This is a genomic window from Pelosinus propionicus DSM 13327 (assembly GCF_900114615.1).
Classification (GTDB): domain Bacteria; phylum Bacillota; class Negativicutes; order DSM-13327; family DSM-13327; genus Pelosinus; species Pelosinus propionicus.
Genome location: NZ_FOTS01000014.1, coordinates 101,086 through 118,603, shown reverse-complemented (window position 1 = coordinate 118,603; position 17,518 = coordinate 101,086). Strand labels below are relative to the sequence as shown.

General features: G+C 37.9%; 15 protein-coding genes and 1 riboswitch. Of the genes, 10 read left to right on the top strand and 5 right to left on the bottom strand.

Features of this window, described 5'->3' with window-relative positions; all coding sequences use genetic code 11:
• The first annotated feature begins 36 nt into the window (after positions 1 to 36).
• From BMZ99_RS09610 to BMZ99_RS09585, 6 genes are all read left to right on the top strand, one after another.
• Positions 37 to 681 (top strand): bifunctional 2-keto-4-hydroxyglutarate aldolase/2-keto-3-deoxy-6-phosphogluconate aldolase, encoded by a 645-nt coding sequence (locus BMZ99_RS09610; protein WP_090935945.1) that lies wholly within the window; start codon positions 37 to 39, stop codon positions 679 to 681.
• 27 nt (positions 682 to 708) lie between these two features.
• Positions 709 to 2,232, top strand: coding sequence for a tagaturonate reductase (locus tag BMZ99_RS09605; protein WP_090935931.1), 1,524 nt, complete (start codon positions 709 to 711; stop codon positions 2,230 to 2,232).
• A 33-nt stretch (positions 2,233 to 2,265) separates the two neighbouring features.
• Positions 2,266 to 3,753 carry a UxaA family hydrolase gene (locus BMZ99_RS09600; protein WP_090935929.1) on the top strand — a complete coding sequence of 496 codons (1,488 nt, stop codon included), beginning with the start codon at positions 2,266 to 2,268 and terminating at the stop codon, positions 3,751 to 3,753.
• A 34-nt stretch (positions 3,754 to 3,787) separates the two neighbouring features.
• Complete coding sequence (locus BMZ99_RS09595) at positions 3,788 to 4,723, top strand: DMT family transporter (protein WP_090935926.1); 936 nt, start codon at positions 3,788 to 3,790, stop codon at positions 4,721 to 4,723.
• 64 nt (positions 4,724 to 4,787) lie between these two features.
• Entirely contained in the window at positions 4,788 to 6,197 is a 1,410-nt protein-coding gene (gene uxaC, locus BMZ99_RS09590; RefSeq protein ID WP_090935924.1) for a glucuronate isomerase, read from the top strand.
• Positions 6,198 to 6,437: 240 nt separating this feature from the next.
• On the top strand, positions 6,438 to 7,709 hold the full coding sequence (locus BMZ99_RS09585) for an ROK family transcriptional regulator (protein ID WP_090935921.1): 1,272 nt from the start codon (positions 6,438 to 6,440) through the stop codon (positions 7,707 to 7,709).
• Positions 7,710 to 8,197: 488 nt separating this feature from the next.
• On the opposite strand, the gene BMZ99_RS09580 is transcribed toward BMZ99_RS09585, so the two are convergent.
• Entirely contained in the window at positions 8,198 to 9,400 is a 1,203-nt protein-coding gene (locus BMZ99_RS09580; RefSeq protein ID WP_090935919.1) for an SAM-dependent methyltransferase, read from the bottom strand.
• 373 nt (positions 9,401 to 9,773) lie between these two features.
• Between BMZ99_RS09580 and BMZ99_RS09575 the strand changes: the two genes are divergently transcribed.
• Positions 9,774 to 10,739: a flavodoxin family protein gene (locus BMZ99_RS09575; protein ID WP_090935916.1), complete on the top strand. Its 966-nt coding sequence runs from the start codon at positions 9,774 to 9,776 to the stop codon at positions 10,737 to 10,739.
• A 6-nt stretch (positions 10,740 to 10,745) separates the two neighbouring features.
• On the opposite strand, the gene BMZ99_RS09570 is transcribed toward BMZ99_RS09575, so the two are convergent.
• Complete coding sequence (locus BMZ99_RS09570; RefSeq protein WP_090935913.1) at positions 10,746 to 11,639, bottom strand: LysR family transcriptional regulator; 894 nt, start codon at positions 11,637 to 11,639, stop codon at positions 10,746 to 10,748.
• A gap of 55 nt (positions 11,640 to 11,694) precedes the next feature.
• Between BMZ99_RS09570 and BMZ99_RS25935 the strand changes: the two genes are divergently transcribed.
• The 3 genes from BMZ99_RS25935 to BMZ99_RS09560 all read left to right on the top strand — a co-directional run bounded on the left by BMZ99_RS25935 (position 11,695) and on the right by BMZ99_RS09560 (position 13,587).
• Positions 11,695 to 11,886, top strand: a complete 192-nt coding sequence (locus BMZ99_RS25935) for a hypothetical protein (protein WP_139214755.1) — start codon at positions 11,695 to 11,697, stop codon at positions 11,884 to 11,886.
• A 40-nt stretch (positions 11,887 to 11,926) separates the two neighbouring features.
• Positions 11,927 to 12,796, top strand: a complete 870-nt coding sequence (locus tag BMZ99_RS09565) for a LysR family transcriptional regulator (RefSeq protein ID WP_090935910.1) — start codon at positions 11,927 to 11,929, stop codon at positions 12,794 to 12,796.
• Positions 12,797 to 12,888: 92 nt separating this feature from the next.
• Positions 12,889 to 13,587 (top strand): 4Fe-4S double cluster binding domain-containing protein, encoded by a 699-nt coding sequence (locus BMZ99_RS09560; protein WP_090935907.1) that lies wholly within the window; start codon positions 12,889 to 12,891, stop codon positions 13,585 to 13,587.
• A 125-nt stretch (positions 13,588 to 13,712) separates the two neighbouring features.
• A riboswitch (cyclic di-GMP riboswitch) is annotated at positions 13,713 to 13,797 on the top strand.
• Between the two features lie 413 nt (positions 13,798 to 14,210).
• Here the strand turns inward: BMZ99_RS09560 and BMZ99_RS09550 are convergent.
• The 3 genes from BMZ99_RS09550 to BMZ99_RS09540 all read right to left on the bottom strand — a co-directional run bounded on the left by BMZ99_RS09550 (position 14,211) and on the right by BMZ99_RS09540 (position 17,514).
• A complete protein-coding gene (locus BMZ99_RS09550) occupies positions 14,211 to 15,155 on the bottom strand; it encodes an EamA family transporter (protein WP_175490521.1) in 945 nt (314 codons plus the stop codon).
• 32 nt (positions 15,156 to 15,187) lie between these two features.
• Entirely contained in the window at positions 15,188 to 15,619 is a 432-nt protein-coding gene (locus BMZ99_RS09545) for an Lrp/AsnC family transcriptional regulator (RefSeq protein ID WP_090935898.1), read from the bottom strand.
• Positions 15,620 to 15,840: 221 nt separating this feature from the next.
• Entirely contained in the window at positions 15,841 to 17,514 is a 1,674-nt protein-coding gene (locus BMZ99_RS09540) for a putative bifunctional diguanylate cyclase/phosphodiesterase (RefSeq protein WP_245754899.1), read from the bottom strand.
• Positions 17,515 to 17,518 lie beyond the last annotated feature (4 nt).

Below are 17,518 nucleotides of genomic sequence, written 5' to 3'. Positions count from 1 at the left end.
ATAGAGCTAAAAATTATTTGAGGAGGGGTTAGCTTGATACCTAGAATTAATGTATTGCAAAAATTGATGCAGTCAGGGGTAGTTGCTGTAATTCGAGCACAGAATTCTGAGCAGGCCATTAAGATCACTGAGGCATGTATGAAGGGTGGTATTGCTGCCATTGAAATTACCTTTACTATTCCAGAGGCAGCCCAAGTGATTGCGGATTTACGGAAGGTATATTCGCCGGAAGAAATGATTATTGGGGCAGGAACGGTGCTTGATCCTGAAACAGCTAGAATTGCCATTTTAGCAGGTGCTCAATATATTGTTAGTCCATCACTAAATCTGGAGACAGTTAAGTTATGCAATCGTTACCAAGTTCCTGTCATGCCTGGAGCTATGACCATTGCTGAAGTTATTGCCGCCATGGGAGCGGGTGCTGATATCGTAAAAATATTCCCAGGTGATGCCTTTGGACCATCTTTTATTAAAGCCATTAAAGGACCAATTCCACAAGCACCACTCATGCCAACTGGCGGCGTGAATTTAGAGAATGTGGGAGAATGGATTAAAGCCGGTTGCGTCGCTGTTGGTATCGGCGGAAATTTGACAGCGGGTGCTAAAACTGGTGATTACCAGTCTATTGAGGAGATTGCGAAACAATTTATTGGAAAAGTACGTGCTGCTCGCGGTTTATAAAACAATATATTTTAGGGGGAGTTAACGGTGGAAAAATTAAATAGTTCATTAGTAAATGGTAATTTTTCATTTCCCAATGACTTAAAAGTACAAAAATATCCAGGAGATTTGCCAGAACGTATAATACAGTTTGGTGAAGGGAATTTTCTAAGAGCTTTTGCCGATTGGATGATTCATTTATTAAATCAACAAAATTTGTTTAATGGTCGTGTCGTAGTGGCGCAACCCATTAAAGAAGGGCTTGCTGATATGGTCAATGAACAGGATGGCTTATATACCCTTTTACTACGTGGATTACGCGATGGACAGCCAGTGGAAGAAAAGGAAGTTATCAGTTCCATTAGTCGTTGTTTAAACCCTTATACCCAGTGGGATGCTTATTTAAAATGTGCAGAAGATCCATTAATTGAATATGTTATTTCCAATACGACGGAAGCTGGTATTACCTTTGATCCAACAGATAAGTTTGAAAATGAGCCACCTACTTCCTATCCTGGAAAATTAACGTCTTATTTATATCATCGTTTTCAATACTTTAAGGCCGATACAAGTAAAGGGATGGTCATTTTGCCTTGTGAATTAATTGATCGAAATGGCGATAATTTGAAGAAAGCTGTATTACAATATGCAGAGCTTTGGAAGTTGCCCCAAGAATTTTCCCGTTGGGTAGCTGAAAATAATCACTTCTTAAATACGTTGGTGGATCGTGTGGTAACCGGTTATCCAAGAGATGAAATCAAAACGATCATTGACTCTTTAGGTTATGACGATTCTCTAGTGAATACAGGAGAGTTATTCCATTTGTGGGTTATTGAAGGACCTAAAGAATTGTCAGAGAGATTACCCTTCCACAAAATTGGTCTTAATGTTATATGGACGGAAGATATGACCCCTTATCGAACTCGGAAAGTAAGGATTTTAAATGGTGCTCATACTGCATCTGTACCAGCAGCATTTTTGTATGGTTTAGATACAGTTGGTGAAATGATGGATCATGAAGTGATGGGTAAGTACGTACGGCAAATTATCCAAGATGAAATTATACCTTCCATTAATCTGGATAAAAGTATGCTGGAGGAATTTGCTAGTGCCGTAGTGGAACGATTCCAAAACCCTTATATCAAACATTATTTACTCAGTATATTGTTAAATTCTTCCTCTAAATTTAAAGCCCGGGTTTGGCCATCCATTCTTGAATATCATACATTAAATGGCAGCTTGCCACAAAAATTAGTTTTTTCCTTAGCAGCTTTGATTGCCGTGTATAAAGATGGAAAAGTAGAAGGCAATGGCATGCAGGCACGTAGAGAAAAAGATGAATTTATTATGAAAGATGATGTATGGGCTTTAGAATTTTTTGCAGCAGCATGGTCCAGTTTTGATGGCAGTCAACAATCGGCCGAGCAAGTAGCTAAACAAGTGCTGCAGAATACAAAATTATGGGATAAAGATTTATCTGAAATCGATGGTTTTATTGAGTGTCTTGGCAAATATTTATTTAAAATTACCAACCTTGGCATGCAAAAGACAGTTGCTGAGCTAGTGAAGTAAGGGAGCAGTAAGCTCTGAAATGGAGGGTTTATTTTGTTACTAAATCGAATTAATATTCATGACAATGTTGCCGTTGCAATAGAAGAACTTACTGCGGGTGAAACCTATCAGGTCGGCAGTATAGCAGTCACTCCAACCGCTGCAATTCCCAAAGGTCATAAGATTGCCTTGGAAAATATTCCAGTAGGGGCGAATATCATTAAATATGGTTTTCCTATTGGACACACCATCCAAGAAGTAAAGATGGGGGATTGGATTCACTCTCATAATGTGAAAACCAACTTAGGAGATATTTTAGAGTACCAATATCGTCCAGTAAGCGAAGAAAGTAAAAGTGAGTCTCTGCCCAAAACCTTTAAAGGCTATCCTAGAGCCAATGGTAAGGTTGGGGTGCGTAATGAAATATGGGTTGTTCCTACCGTTGGCTGTGTGAATCGCACAGCTCAGCTCATTGCGCGTGGTGCCAGTGAAAAATTCCAAGCCGCAAAACATATTGATGGCATTTATGAATTTACTCACCCTTACGGCTGTTCTCAATTAGGAGAAGATCATACCAACACCCAACGAATTCTGGCTGATTTAGTGAATCATCCCAATGCCGCTGGCGTATTAGTCTTAGGGCTTGGCTGTGAAAATAACTATATCGAAGAATTTAAAAAAGTGTTAGGACCTTATGATGCTAACCGAGTGAAGTTTTTAGTTGCCCAGGATGTAGAAGATGAAGTGGAGAGTGGTATCAAAGCCATTTATGAATTGATTGAGCAGACTGCAAAGGATCAACGAGTGGATTGTCCCATTTCAGACCTAGTAGTAGGTTTAAAATGTGGCGGTTCTGATGGTTTTTCTGGTATTACTGGCAATCCCCTCGTTGGCGCATTCTCGGATAAACTAGGGGCAAGCGGCGGTACAAGCGTCTTAACGGAAGTTCCAGAAATGTTTGGTGCAGAAACCATTTTGATGGATCGCGCCATCAACGAAGAGGTTTTTGGCAAAATTGTTCATCTGGTGAATGATTTTAAAAAATACTATGAAGATCATAACCAACCTATTTACGAAAATCCGTCCCCAGGGAATAAAAAAGGCGGAATTACCACTCTGGAAGAAAAATCCCTAGGTTGTACGCAAAAAGGCGGTCGGAGTCAAGTTGTTGATGTTTTAGGATACGGTGATGTGGTAAAAAATAAAGGTCTTACTCTGCTTAGTGCTCCGGGCAATGATATTGTAGCTGCAACCGCATTGGCAGCTTCTGGTTGCCAGATTATCTTATTTACCACTGGCAGAGGAACACCCCTTGGCACTGCTGTGCCAACTATGAAAATTGCAACCAATAGTGAAATCTTTACTCGCAAATCCAATTGGATGGATTTTGATGCTGGTGTATTACTAGAGGGTCAATCCATGGAAGATACTGCGGAGAAATTATTGCAACATGTGATTGACGTAGCTTCTGGATCTTTAACAAAGTCTGAAAAAATGGGATTCCGTGATATTGCGATCTTTAAAAATGGCGTTACGCTATAAGCATACACGTCAGTTACAGTAGTATGGAGATGTTATGATGAGGCAGCAGAGAATTACAGAAGGAGTTCTTTTACTAACGGTTTTCATTTGGGGAGTGAACACTCCTCTTATGAAAATAGGATTAGGTTATCTATCACCTCTTTTATATAATGCTCTTAGGCTACTATTGGCATCCATATTTGCTTGGGTGATACTATTCTATTCAGGGACTAATAAACCAATCAAGGGATGCGATATTCCGTCGATTCTTGCTGTAGGGTTACTAGGATTTTGTTGCAGCCAGTTACTGCTCATGATCGGTTTACCCCATACTACAGCAGGGAATGCATCTATTATGAATGCTCTATTGCCACTTACTGTGATATTAATGAATCGTATATTTAAAAAGGAAACTATTTCTTTTTTTGTGATCGTTGGTATGCTCGTGTCTTTAGTTGGCATTATCTGTGTTGTATTAGGATCAGATAAAAATATCAGCTTGGACAGCAACCATGTAATGGGGGCGGCATTGATTTTAATATCCCAATTTGGTGTGGGTTATTATACTATTTTCTCCAGAGATTTGTTGGAACGGTATTCTGCCCACCAAATTATTGCCTATGTCGTGACGCTCTCAGCGATTGTATTTAGCATGGTGGCCATGCCGGAAGTGAGCCTTGTATCATGGGGAGATGTTCCTATTAAGGCATGGATTAGTATCCTTTTTTCTGGTTTGTTCGCCCTCTTATTGGCCAATGTTGCTTGGATTTGGTGTGTTGGTAAGCTTGGGAGCACAAGAGCCTCTCTCTTTCAAAACCTTGTTCCCATTTTTGCAATTATTGGAGCATGGATACTGTTGGGAGAAGTATTAACTTGGCTTCAATGGCTTGGTATGATCCTAGTGTTTAATGGACTCTATCTAGCACGTACCAATGGTAAAGAAAATTTTCTTATCCGTTTATTAGAACACTTAGCTTGCGCCAAGCCCTAAAAGGTACTCTAAGGTAGTTAAGATAAACAACTAAAAAATAAAAGAGAAGAAGGGAGCTTTTATTATGAAACCATTTATGGGAGAAAACTTTCTGTTAGAAAATGATTCAGCAGTCAAACTTTATCACGAATATGCAAAAGATATGCCAATTATCGATTATCATTGTCATTTAGATGCAAAAGATATTTTTGAGAATAAGCGCTTTAAAAACATTACTGAAGTTTGGTTGTATGGTGATCATTATAAATGGCGAGCCATGCGCAGTGACGGTACGGATGAAGAAAGTATTACAGGCAGTGCTACCGATTATGAAAAGTTCTTGGCGTGGGCGAAAACCTTAGAAAAATGTATTGGTAATCCGCTTTATCACTGGACGCATCTAGAACTTCAACGCTATTTTGGAATTTATGAGCCTTTAACAGTCAAGACCGCTGATGATATATGGAGAAAAGCCAATGCCCTATTAGCTCTTGATGAATATAGTGCTCAGGGAATGATTGAAAAGTCCAATGTAAAGTGTGTTTGTACAACGGATGATCCAGGGGATTCTTTAGAATATCATAAAAAAATTCGCGAAGATGATAGCATCAAAGTTAAGGTATTTCCTACTTTCCGTCCAGATAAAGGCATGGAATTAAATGCTTCTGGCTTTATCCAATGGATCGAAAAGGTTGGTTTGGCGGCAGGAATAACAATTACTAATTACAATGAATTTTTACAAGCTCTTACTAAGCGGATTGAATTCTTCCATGAAATGGGTTGCCGCGCAGCTGATCATGCTTTAGAAAAAGTTCCTTATCTAGAAAGTTCACAAGAAGTTTTAGAAGCAATCTTTGCTGACGCCTTGCAGGGCAAAGTGATTGTTGATGCTGATCTAGAGCGTTATAAGACAGCTGTATTGCAATTTTGTGGAAGAAAGTATGCAGACTTAGGTTGGGCGATGCAGCTTCACATTGGGGCACTACGGAATAATAATACGAAGATGTTCAAAATAATGGGTCCAGATACCGGATTTGACTCTATTCATGATCATCAAGTAGCCTTTTGTTTGTCAAGATTATTAGATTCTTTAGAAATAGAAGGATGCCTGCCAAGAGTTATTTTATACACCCTCAATCCAAAAGATAATGGGGTTTTAGGAACTATGCTTGGTAATTTCCAAGCTGGTGGTATCCCAGGAAAAATGCAATTTGGTACAGCTTGGTGGTTTATTGACAATAGAACAGGCATGATTGAACAGATGATTTCTCTAAGCAATTTAGGCCTATTAAGTCGTTTTGTTGGCATGGTTACAGATTCTAGAAGTTTCTTGTCCTATACACGTCATGAATATTTTAGAAGAATTCTTTGTAATTTATTAGGAACATGGATTGAAAATGGAGAAGTAGCTGCTGATTTTGACATGGTTGGCGAAATTGTGAAAGACATTTCCTTTAACAATGTAAAAACATATTTTGGTTTTCCCTTAGAATAATAGAGAAAAATTAGACAGAAATTAAGAAAAATGGCATCTTGGTTGGTAAATCTGAAGAGATGTATTCATTCGTCTTACTTCCAAAGAAAAATTAGAAACTATGCTACATAAACTTCTGGCTGCACTCAATAAGTTAGCAAAAAAATCTGCAGGAATTCCACCTTTTATAGAGAATGTTAACAAACAGATAGTTAATTAACATAAAAAAGATTTTTCGTTAAATGGAAGTAAGGTGATAAAATGGTAAAAAAACCTGGTAATAGTAAATATGTTAAAAATTTAAATAGAATGACTGTTCTTAATATCATCAAAGAAAATGAATTGGTATCTCGTCAGCAATTAGCTCAATTAACAGGCCTAACGCCACCTGCCATAACGGGTATTATTCGAGAATTACTAGAGATGGGATTTGTCATAGAAGTGGGGCTTGGGACTTCTCAAGGTGGACGTAAGCCTATGAAGCTTAAATTTAATGCTAAAGCTGGTTATGTTATTGGAGTTGAGATCACAAGTCATGAAACAGTGCTTGTGATCGCTGATTTGGAGAATGCTCCCATTCATAGCATAACCCTGGATCTTGATATGACAGAACCGGATATTGGCATTCCTCAATTGATAGGGGCCTTGGGGCAAGTCCGTTATAGTGAAGAAAACCGAAACAAGAATTTTTTGGGCATCGGGATTGCTTTCCCTGGGCTTATAAGTGCTAGAGAAGGGATCGTGAAGCGTTCCGTCAACTTAGGACCTAAGTGGCGTCAGTTTCCTTTAAAAGAAACATTGAAAAATGAAATGAAATTGCCTATATTTATTGAAAGCAACGCCAAATCTTCGGCCCTGGCGGAGTGGTGGTTTGGTGGTGGTATCAGCTTTAGAAACCTAGTTTACGTTAATCTAGGTGAAGGGATTAGTGCTGGTGTTATTAGTGCTGATCGAGTGATACAAGGTGCTCAAGGGCATGCTGGAGAGATTGGACATAGTTTCATGATGGAAAATGGTCCTTTATGTAATTGTGGGAATCGAGGTTGCTTAGAAGCCATCTGCGGCATTCCAGCATTACTGCGCAAAGCAAATGATGAATTAGCAATGATAAACCCTCAAGATCCTCTAAAAATAGTTTGGGAACAGACTGGAAAAATTGGCATTGAAGATATTTTGAAATCGGCAAAGAGTGAAGGTTCTTACTCATGGGAACTCTTGCAACAAGTAGGGAAATACGTAGGCTTGGTCATTGCCAATGTCGTTAATATGTATAATCCAGAAGCAATTTTTATTGGCGGTAAATTGGGGGGAGGGGCAGAAACTTTCATTAATCCTATTATAGATATGGTAAACAATCATTCTTTTCCTGAGGTTGCCAAGTCAGTACAGATCAAAATTTCAGATCTTGGTGTACATTCTGGAGTAATTGGCTCTTGTGCCTTGGCTTTGCGTGAACTGCTACATTCTGATTCCACAATTTTAGAAGATTATCAGTTGATGCTAAAAGAAAATTCTCGAAAATACTTGAAATAATAACTAATGGATGATCCGTATATACGAATGTTAAAAAAGACGCCTCTTTTTGAATCGTTTGTTAGCAACCACGATTTTAGAAAAAATGTCTTTTGTCTTTACTTTCTTTTTAATCAACATGCGTGATATAGAATGTCTTGCTCATCAATATGAATACTTCGTGTCAACATAAGCCACTGTTATGGGAAAGACCTCGGGAATCTCAAATTTATGCAATAAATGAAAAACTACCTATGTATTGTATAAAATAGGTAGTTTTTTATTTATATTATACCGTTTTTATTATTCGTCTTATTCATTATAAAAACTATAAAGAAATGAGAACAATGATAATTGAAATAACTACTAGCAATAAGAAAATAAAGAAAGGCGCTATTTATCGATAAGGTAAATGCGCCTTCTTCTATATAAGTTAAGATTTAAAGTGGATAGGAGGCTTAGTGTTTCAGTAAAATCACCATAGATTATCCCAAAGCTATAAGATAGCGTCAGTTATGTAAATGCTCGTACGTTAGCGGCAGATTATTATTTAAGCCTTTTGAAAAAAGGAGTTGATGAATATCCAGCCCTGTCGCTCGGAACGCAGCAGCGCAGCCTTGGAGGTAAAGACTCCACATTCGGACAAATTGGTCGTCAAATTTCTCTTTAATAATATCGATATGATCAGAAAAATTATGATACCAGCAGTCAAGAGTTTTGGCATAATGCATGCGGAGGCTTTCCATATGGAGGAGATGAAAATCATATTCTGGCAGTTGCCATATGACTTCACGCAGGGACGGAACGTAGCCGCCAGGAAATATAAATTTCTTAATCCATGAATTTTCTGGTTTGTTCTCAGTGGTATCGGTAATGGTGTGAAGCAGCGATAAACCTCCTGGTGCCAGCAGACTGGATATTTTCTCAAGATAATTGGGAATGTTCTTTTTGCCTACATGTTCAAACATACCCACGCTGACGATTTTATCGAAACGATAGGTTTTCTCATCCAGATCAAGATAATTTAGCAGTTTGACCGTTATTTGATCCGTTAAGTTTAAACTGGCAATTCGCTGCTGACTTTTTTTGAATTGCTCTTCACTTAAGGTTATGCCCATAGCTTTCACACCATAGGTTTGCACGGCTTTAATGATAAGCCAGCCCCAGCCGCAGCCGATGTCGAGCAAGGCTTCTCCCGGTTTTAGATTCAGCTTCTTTAAGATATAGTCAATTTTTTGCAACTGAGCTTGTTCCAGTGTATTGTCACTGTGTTTGAAGTAGGCGCAGGAATAGCTCATCGTTTTATCAAGCCATAAAGAAAAGAAATCATTGCCAAGATCATAATGATGTTGAATATTCTGTTTGGCTTGAAATCGGCTGCTTAACCCGCTCATTGCTTGAACAGTCTTTGTGAGAATATTGTTCTTTACAAAAGCCTGAGGGTTGGCATCGAGTAGGCGGAGGAAATCTTCTAGATGCCCTTCGTAATCAAGAGCGCCGCTCATATAAGATTCACCCATAGCGAGAATAGGGTCATTAGCGAAATGTAACGTTGGCATCGTTTTAAAAATAAGTTTCATGTTACCCTTTGGCTGACCGTAGATAATTTCTTCGCCATCCCAGTAGCGGATCGCAAGGCTGCCGTTTTCAATTTTTCCGAAGATGGTATGTAGTATTTGTTTTTCTAAAAGCGATGTTCCTTTTCGTTTCATAAGAAAATCACCAACCATTTAGCTTTCTTTTTATTGTCTTCCTTCTAAAAAGAAATGTCAAATATTGGATAGGGGTTAAATCTCCCAAAATCACGGTTTCTTTGCTAAAAATGCTGTTAAATGACTTACTACAGGTGTAGAATGCAAAAATTGATAAATTTGAATTTGCAACACTCATTCACTGATAGTCAATACATACAATAGTATGTTTTTTCATAGGTCAATTTAGAAAAATACGTAGTAGGCAAAAAAGAAGTATGCATTATTCCGATTGTATGCACGGTTTTTTCGATTATACCTGTCTGATAGTACCGTTTATAATAAAATAGGTTACTTTTGAAAGAAGATATAGCAAAATTGCTGGGAGGACTATATGAAAATATTAGGAATAAGCTGTGGCAGAAAAATGAGCAATACAGAAATATTAGTAAAAGAGGCACTGATGGGAGCGCAAGAGATGGGAGCAGAGGTAGAACTGATACGTCTGCATGATTTGCACATCAAACCTTGTACAGGCTGTAATGCCTGTGTAGTAAACTTATTTGAGAAGTCCGGGCCTGGCGACTGTATTCTAAAGGATGATGATTTTGCATTTATTGATGAGAAAATAATGGAATGCGATGGATTAATTCTAGGATCTCCTATTTATGAGAAAAGCCCAAGTGGATTGCTAAAAGTACTAAATGATAGAATGGGACCTTCTCATGATGTAGCATTCCGTATGATTGCTAAAAAGATACGGAATGAGAAAGGGATTACTACAGGCAGAGGACCGGATGAAAGAGCCTTTAAGCCAAGAGCAGCATCGTTAATTGCTGTTGGCGGAAGCGAGTGGGATAATTTGGCACTTCCTATGCTGCATTTGTTTGCTTTGCCTCTTCAAATCGAAGTGGTTGACAAAATATTGGTGAATTGGGTTGGATTACCTGCTTCAATCGTTTTCAAAGAAGAAGCACTGCAAAGAGCGCATCAGTCTGGCAAGCATGTAGCAAAAACAGTAATGAATCCGATAGCAGACGCCGAGTATATTGGCGAATCAGGAGTTTGTCCTATGTGTCATTCGAAGCTTATTGAAATTAGAAATGAAGAGCATAATTTTCCTGCAATATGTGGGACATGTGGAGTAAGAGGAACGCTGCAGGTGATAAATAATAAAGTGAAGTTTGAAATAGCTGAGGAAGATAAAGCGCATTCTCATGTGCTGCTTTCAGGAAAATTTGAACATGCAGATGAATTGATGAAAGTTTCTTTAAAGCCAAATCCGAATATACAGGAATTGCCGGAACGGCTGAAAAAATATAAAAATTATTTGGATTACTCGAAGCCGCCACGCTCATAGGGAACGTTAGCTAAGATTTGATAAAATCGTATCCAGCTCTTGAAGAAGCAAAGGGATGATTGGATTCGTATTATCTTTATTCCAAGAAATTACAATGGATATGAGGGCATCTTTATCTGAGATGGGTATAAAACGGAGATTTGAGTGACTATTTGCTTGCATTTTATAAGAAAGAATTGAAAGTCCCATACCTAATTCAACTAATAGAAAAAGTGTTTCTAAGGAAGCCGCTTCTTTGGTAATTTTCATAAAAAAGCCTTTTTGTATGCAGAGTTTCGTAATAAAATCAAAGCTATTGGGAACCTCGTTTCTAGACATGATTACGAAGGATTCCTCTGCTAATTCCGAGAGACTGATACTGGTAGTACTGGCCAGCGGATGGTCACAAGGAACGACCACTGCTAAACGATCAGTGTATAAGGTTTTGGACAATAAATTAGGGATATTTTGAACTTCAGACTCTAAAGAAAAACCAACATCGATATGTCCAGCTTCTAATGCCTGATTTAATTTTTTTAGACTAAACCAATCGATATGCAGTTGAATGTGCAGATGCTTTTCTGAAAAATTTTTTATCAGTTCAGGGAAAAAATATTTTTCAACGCCAAGGCAGCCAATTTTTAAATCACCAGTAAGGCCTTCTTGAAGTTGATGAATTTGTGTAATTAAGCCGTCTATCTTGCTGATTAGAGCGTCAGCCTCTTTTCGTAATAGATTCCCTGCTGATGTTAGAGTAACTGTTCGATTTGTACGAATAAATAAGGGAGCGCCAAGCTCTTTTTCCAACTCTGCAATCTGTCTGCTTAGTGAAGATTGTGCAAGAAAGAGATGTTTGGCTGCCTCTGTAAAATTTAAATAATGAGCTACAGCGAGGAAGGATTGTAATTGCCTGGTATCCATAGAGTCATCCTCCGTACTTAGAAAAAGTATCTAGTTATGGAGTCATTATACTCAATTGAAAGAGCACAAAGCAAGGTTTTGTCATAGTATTAATCATTCCGAACATCAGCAAAGAGGAATCGCTGCTGGTGTTTATTTTTTTAGACCGCATCATCATGAAAAGATGATTGCTAGTTTTATTATTTTGATGCTATTGCTACAAAGTGTTATTCCTACTAAAATCAGAGTAGAGGTCAGTCTCTTCTGATTTTAGTAGGAAGGGATAAAACTAGTATTTGAGGTGTATCGTGGATATTCGCTTATTAAAAACCTTTTGTGTAGTTGCTAAACTTGAGAATATTACACAAGCTGCAGAGTTGCTTAATTTTACACAGCCAACGGTTTCGGCCCAAATTCGTTCGCTGGAAGAACATTTTGGGGTACAGTTATTTGAAAGGATTGGTAAAAAACTGTATATTACGGATGCTGGCAGATACTTAATTGATCCTTCAGAAAAAATTCTTAGAATTTATGGTGAAACAGTTACTAACATTCATTGCTTTTCAGAAGTTCAGTATATGAGGGTTGGTATATCAAGCAGTTATATTAATTCTTTGCTTTCACCCGCATTACTACAACTACAAACAAGTGGTAATGCTGATAAAATTAACGTGGAAATTTGCTTAAATTCAAGCTGTGTGCTTAATGGACTTAATAACAATCAATATGACATCGGTATTGTACATGACTTTATCTCTGCGAAATACTTAAATACAATTATGATTCATTCGGAAGATCTTGTTTGGGCTGGGCATAAAAAGCTGATGAAAGATAAGAATTGTCCGCAAATTGATGAGTATCCAGTAATCAATTTTCGACAAGGCTGTACCTTTCGTATGTTGTGCGATGAATTGCTGCAAAAACATGGACTGAATTCAACTTTTGAATATAGTGATTTTGATTCTGTAAAAAATGCGATGATGGAGGGACTAGGGATTGCGCTGCTTCCACGCAGTGTGGTAGAGAATCTCAATAAAGAAAATGATAAATTTTATATATTTAACGAACGAAGTCAATTGAAAATACCGCTGTTTGCGATTACTCGCAAAGATAAAAATCTTTCACCCACAGTACACACTTTGATTAAAAAACTTCAAGAGAATTCGGTTATGATATAGGCTTTTTTTATATCATTCATAATCCTTTTCAATTTCAAAGAGACGTTACCCGCCAGTATAATAAAAGTAATACTAGCTGGGAGGCGAACAGGTTGCAAATAACTGCTTTGGAAATACAAAAGGATATAATAAAAACGTTGGATGCATTTGATCATCTATTATACGGGTTTGCTTATGTAGGTGATTTTTCTTCCGGTAAGTTTAAAAATACTTCATACGCAATAACAATTGGACTGCCTCTTTCGCCAACCATAGTTGATGAGATCATATCAGGACCAAATCAAGTGTATTATGATGAATATCTTAATGTAAATGATAAACTTGATTTGATAACGGAAACATTAAAAAATCAAATCAATAGGCAGGGGTATCTTGCTTACGCAATACCTTCTTCCAAAAGAACTGATTTTGTCAATATCAAAGGTGAATTTCCTCATAAAGTCGCTGCCGTCAGGGGCGGCTTAGGGTGGATTGGTAAAAGCTCTCTGCTAATATCGAAGAAATATGGTCCAAGGATTAGGATTTCTACCGTGTTAACTGATATACCATTTCAGACCAATGGTTTACTTCTAAAAAATTATTGTGGTACATGTAAAAGATGTGTTTATGCATGTCCAGCTGGTGCAATTGCCGGCAATCTCTGGAGTGAGGATTTATCAAGGGAAGAATTAATTGATGTAAGAAAATGCGACGTATGGAAAATAAACCACTACTCTCAATTTCAGGGGCATGTTTGTGGAATTTGTGTTGCTGTTTGCCCACATGGAATGAAAAAAGTCTTGGACCAGTAAATGAAGGGATTGGAAGAGCTAGCCGTTTATAGATGAGCAATAGGACCTAAATCTTGAACCATGGGGTTTAAGTCCTGAAAAAAGCTTGACTTATGTAGTTTTTAGTATTAATATGATGAAAGTAAGTAAATATTTGGCAAACCTGTCGAAAGATGGGGACGCAAAGCTATGGGTCTAAGGACGGAGGTCTATGATTGCCAGGTTGCCGTTTTGGTTTAATAAAAAGTAAACGGTCAGGGTATATCTCTGATCGTTTACTTTTATTTATGGAGCTGTGCGAATCATAGAGAGTAGCAGTGTATGTGATTAGTTCTATAGCAAGTGTAAATTGCATTAATCGGGAAAATGGAAGTAGCGGAGGTGAAAATAGTATAATGTTTATGTTTTTGTATATCATTATGATCATTCTTTTTGTAAGCAGTGTATTCCTATTTAGCCTGCCAGATCTTTATATTGTGGGTGCAATTATATTGTTCCTCTTTCTGCCATTTACGTTTAGAAAAAAGACACACTCTGAGGATGCATACCTTTTTGTGACTGTTGACCCAGTTCGAGTCGTTCCCGCTATGATAAAAGACTCAAACAAAACTTGGAGAAGAATGTAGCTGCAAGAGTTATAAAAATTAAATATTCTTTGCTGCTGTTGTAGGGGACGGCAGCTTTTTCGGAGCCGCATTTCTAGTGATTAAGAAGACAGAAGCTAAAATGATAAGCGCGGCTATAGCAGTGCTGGAGGTTAATTGTTCATTGGCAAATGCCCATCCTAAAAAGACCGCAACGATTGGATTAACATAAGCATAAGTGGAAGCAATAGCTGGTTCGGTTGCTTTCAGAACCCAAATATAAGCACTGAAACCAATAATTGAGCCGATAAAAATCAAGTATGCGAACGAGAAGAGCGAGCGAGTTGATACTTGCTCGATATTCAATTGACCTAATTCACCCAGTGAGATTGCCACGATTAGGCACAGTACTCCACCCATTATATTCTGAATTGCTATAGACATGAGCGCGGATTTGGGCAATTGTGCTTTTCGTGAATATAAGGAACCTATTGCCCACGATAAGGAAGCAAACATTGATACCAGATATCCATAGATTTGTGAGGAATCGTAGCTGGAGGAGTGAAAGGAATTGCTGACTAGCAGTACTTGACCTAAAAATCCCAATAATAACCCAAGCAGTACATAGATAGTGGGTCTTGCATTTCCTTGCCATATCCAAGCCAATATGGTCATCCATAAGGGAACAGTAGCAACAATTAATGCTGCAATACCTGAAGAAACTGTCTGCTCTGCCCAAACTACCAACGAATTACCGCCTAAAAGCATTAGCCCTCCAATAATGGCAGCGTTGCGCCAATGAAGCGTATCAGGCGTTTTTGTTCCTTTATACACCTCCCACAAATATAGGATTGCTCCAGCGATTACAAAACGAGTTCCTGCCAGCAAAAATGGAGGAAGAGTTTCCACTGCGAATTTCATTGCTAAATATGTGCCGCCCCAGGGAAAATAAACTGCTAATAATGCAATTACAATCGGAAAAGTGATGCGATTTGAAGAATTCATTTTTAAAACCTCCATTGATAATTGTATTTGAATTAAAATGTTAGTTTTGAAGTTTCTTTCAACGTAGTAAGAACAATGATTGTCTTTGTTGAGATAGACTCGCCTCTAACTTTTTCTTTTAATAGCTTGCTTAAAGATTCTGTATTCCGAGTCCGAATTTTAATCAGATAGCAATCATCACCAGCAACATTGTGGACCTCTTGAACACCTGGAATAGCAATTAATAAGCTTTCAATGTCTTTATCTCCTGTTACTTGAATTAAAACAAATGCAAGCATGTCTAAACCAAGTTCATGATGATTGAGTTTAGCCTCATAGCCTGTAATGATTCCTTGTTCCTCTAGCTTGCGGACGCGAGATAATGTAACAGAAGGAGCAAGCTTTATTTCTCGGGCTATATTTGCATTTGACATTCTTGCGTTACTTTGCAGTAAATAAAGAATCTTTTTATCAATAAGATCCATTGTTGATCACCTCAATGCTATTATAATTTTATACGCTTTTTCATGTAAATGCTAAAGTTCTCTTACTTATGAATAATTAAGAATAATATTCTAAATATATACTTAATAATAGAATTTTATTCTGTTTTCTGCGTAAAAAAGTAAAATTTAATAAAAGACCTCTAACCTACTTTCTTTTCAATAGGTTGGAGGTCTTTTGCATAAGCGTTAATTGATTGTTATTAAGTCCATTGATTTTCGTTCTTTAAAAAGGTATCCATTTTATCAGCAGGTATGGGTCTGCTGAACAGATAGCCTTGCATGATAGGACAATCAAGCTTTTTTAGAGATGCAAGCTGTTCTGATGTTTCCACTCCTTCTGCTACTACTTTAAAACGCAGGCTTTTAGCCACCTGTAAAATAGCTTGGATAATAGCTTGGCTTTCTTGATTTAAAGTGATATCACGAATAAATGATTTATCAATTTTCAAGATATCAATGGGGAAACTCTTCAAATACATAAAAGAAGAATACCCTACGCCAAAGTCATCAAGAGCTAGGCGCACTCCTATGGAGCGCAGGGAATTTAGCAAAGATAAGGTAAGTTCTGCATTTCTAATCGCTACCGTTTCCGTAATCTCTAGCTCCAGCAAATGAGGAGGTAAGTCTGTTTTTTGTAAAATACTCTGGATGTTCTGTAAAAGATGAGGATTTTGAAACTGTTTCACGGATAGATTTACAGAAATCCTCACAGGAGGGTAGCCTGATTTCTGCCATTGCATATTTTGCCTGCAAGCTGTGAGGATAACCCAATCGCCTAAGGGGATGATTAAGCCTGTCTCTTCTGCTAAAGGAATGAATGCATCGGGAAACAGCAAGCCCTTTGTTGGATGATTCCAGCGTACTAAAGCTTCCACTCCAATAATAGTGCCATCGTAAGAGATTTGGGGCTGATAGTGCAATACTAATCCGGAATGCTCATAAATTGCTTGATGTAAATCCATTTCTAATTGCAGGCGGTCGATCGATCGAACCTGCATTGTCTCAGTGAAAAAATCAAACCGATTTTTGCCTTGACGTTTGGCCTCATAAAGTGCCATAGCGGCGGTTTTAATAAGATCATCAAATAATTGACCGTTTTGGGGAGAAAAAGTAATCCCAGCACTGGCTGAAAGATAATAAAGACTTTCGCGATACGGCCATGGTTCCTTAATGGCATTAATCACTTTTTCAATTGCCAAAGTGGTTTCTTCTTTATCTAAATTGGGCAGCAATAAAATAAATTCATCTCCGCCGATACGAGCAATGATATCATTATTCCGTAAACAACTCAAAATTCTTTGTGTAACCATTTTCAAAAAGTCATCACCGACAGCATGTCCCATCGCATCATTAATTCTCTTAAAATCATCGAGATCAATAAATACAACCGCGAATTCATTTTCACCCTTTTGCGATGCGACTGCTTTTGCAGAGAGCATATTTTGGATGTACAGGCGATTTGGCAGGTTGGTCAAAATATCGTAATAAGCCAAGCGGCGGATTATCTTTTTCTTTTCTTTGAGTTCACTGAACTTTTTTTCTAGACGAAATGTCCTCTTACGTACTATATTTCTAAGTTTGATATTGAAAATGATAAATAAGATCAAGCACAATGTAAGAATGCCAATAATCGCAATGAGTGGGCGAATTAAAGAATTATCTACGCTGGGAAGGGATTGTACGACTTCATCTGCGATGGTAGTCTTGGGAGTTCCTTTTTCAATGGCAGCATAATAACCTGCAGCTTGAAATGGGTGTGTCCATTTTGATTGCAGGAGCATCTCTTGAGCGGATGCGCTAGCTGGTAGTAATAGTATCTTCCATATGGCAATAAACAAAATAAAGTTGCGGATTCTATGGATGACGATTTTCAAAGCT

Excerpts from the sequence above, each read along its gene's own strand:
- BMZ99_RS09595 (WP_090935926.1), top strand. The coding sequence starts at position 3,788 with ATGATGAGGCAGCAGAGAATTACAGAAGGAGTTCTTTTACTAACGGTT.
- uxaC (WP_090935924.1), top strand. The coding sequence starts at position 4,788 with ATGAAACCATTTATGGGAGAAAACTTTCTGTTAGAAAATGATTCAGCA.
- BMZ99_RS09585 (WP_090935921.1), top strand. The coding sequence starts at position 6,438 with ATGGTAAAAAAACCTGGTAATAGTAAATATGTTAAAAATTTAAATAGA.
- BMZ99_RS09580 (WP_090935919.1), bottom strand. The coding sequence starts at position 9,400 with ATGAAACGAAAAGGAACATCGCTTTTAGAAAAACAAATACTACATACC.
- BMZ99_RS09575 (WP_090935916.1), top strand. The coding sequence starts at position 9,774 with ATGAAAATATTAGGAATAAGCTGTGGCAGAAAAATGAGCAATACAGAA.
- BMZ99_RS09570 (WP_090935913.1), bottom strand. The coding sequence starts at position 11,639 with ATGGATACCAGGCAATTACAATCCTTCCTCGCTGTAGCTCATTATTTA.
- BMZ99_RS09550 (WP_175490521.1), bottom strand. The coding sequence starts at position 15,155 with ATGAATTCTTCAAATCGCATCACTTTTCCGATTGTAATTGCATTATTA.
- BMZ99_RS09545 (WP_090935898.1), bottom strand. The coding sequence starts at position 15,619 with ATGGATCTTATTGATAAAAAGATTCTTTATTTACTGCAAAGTAACGCA.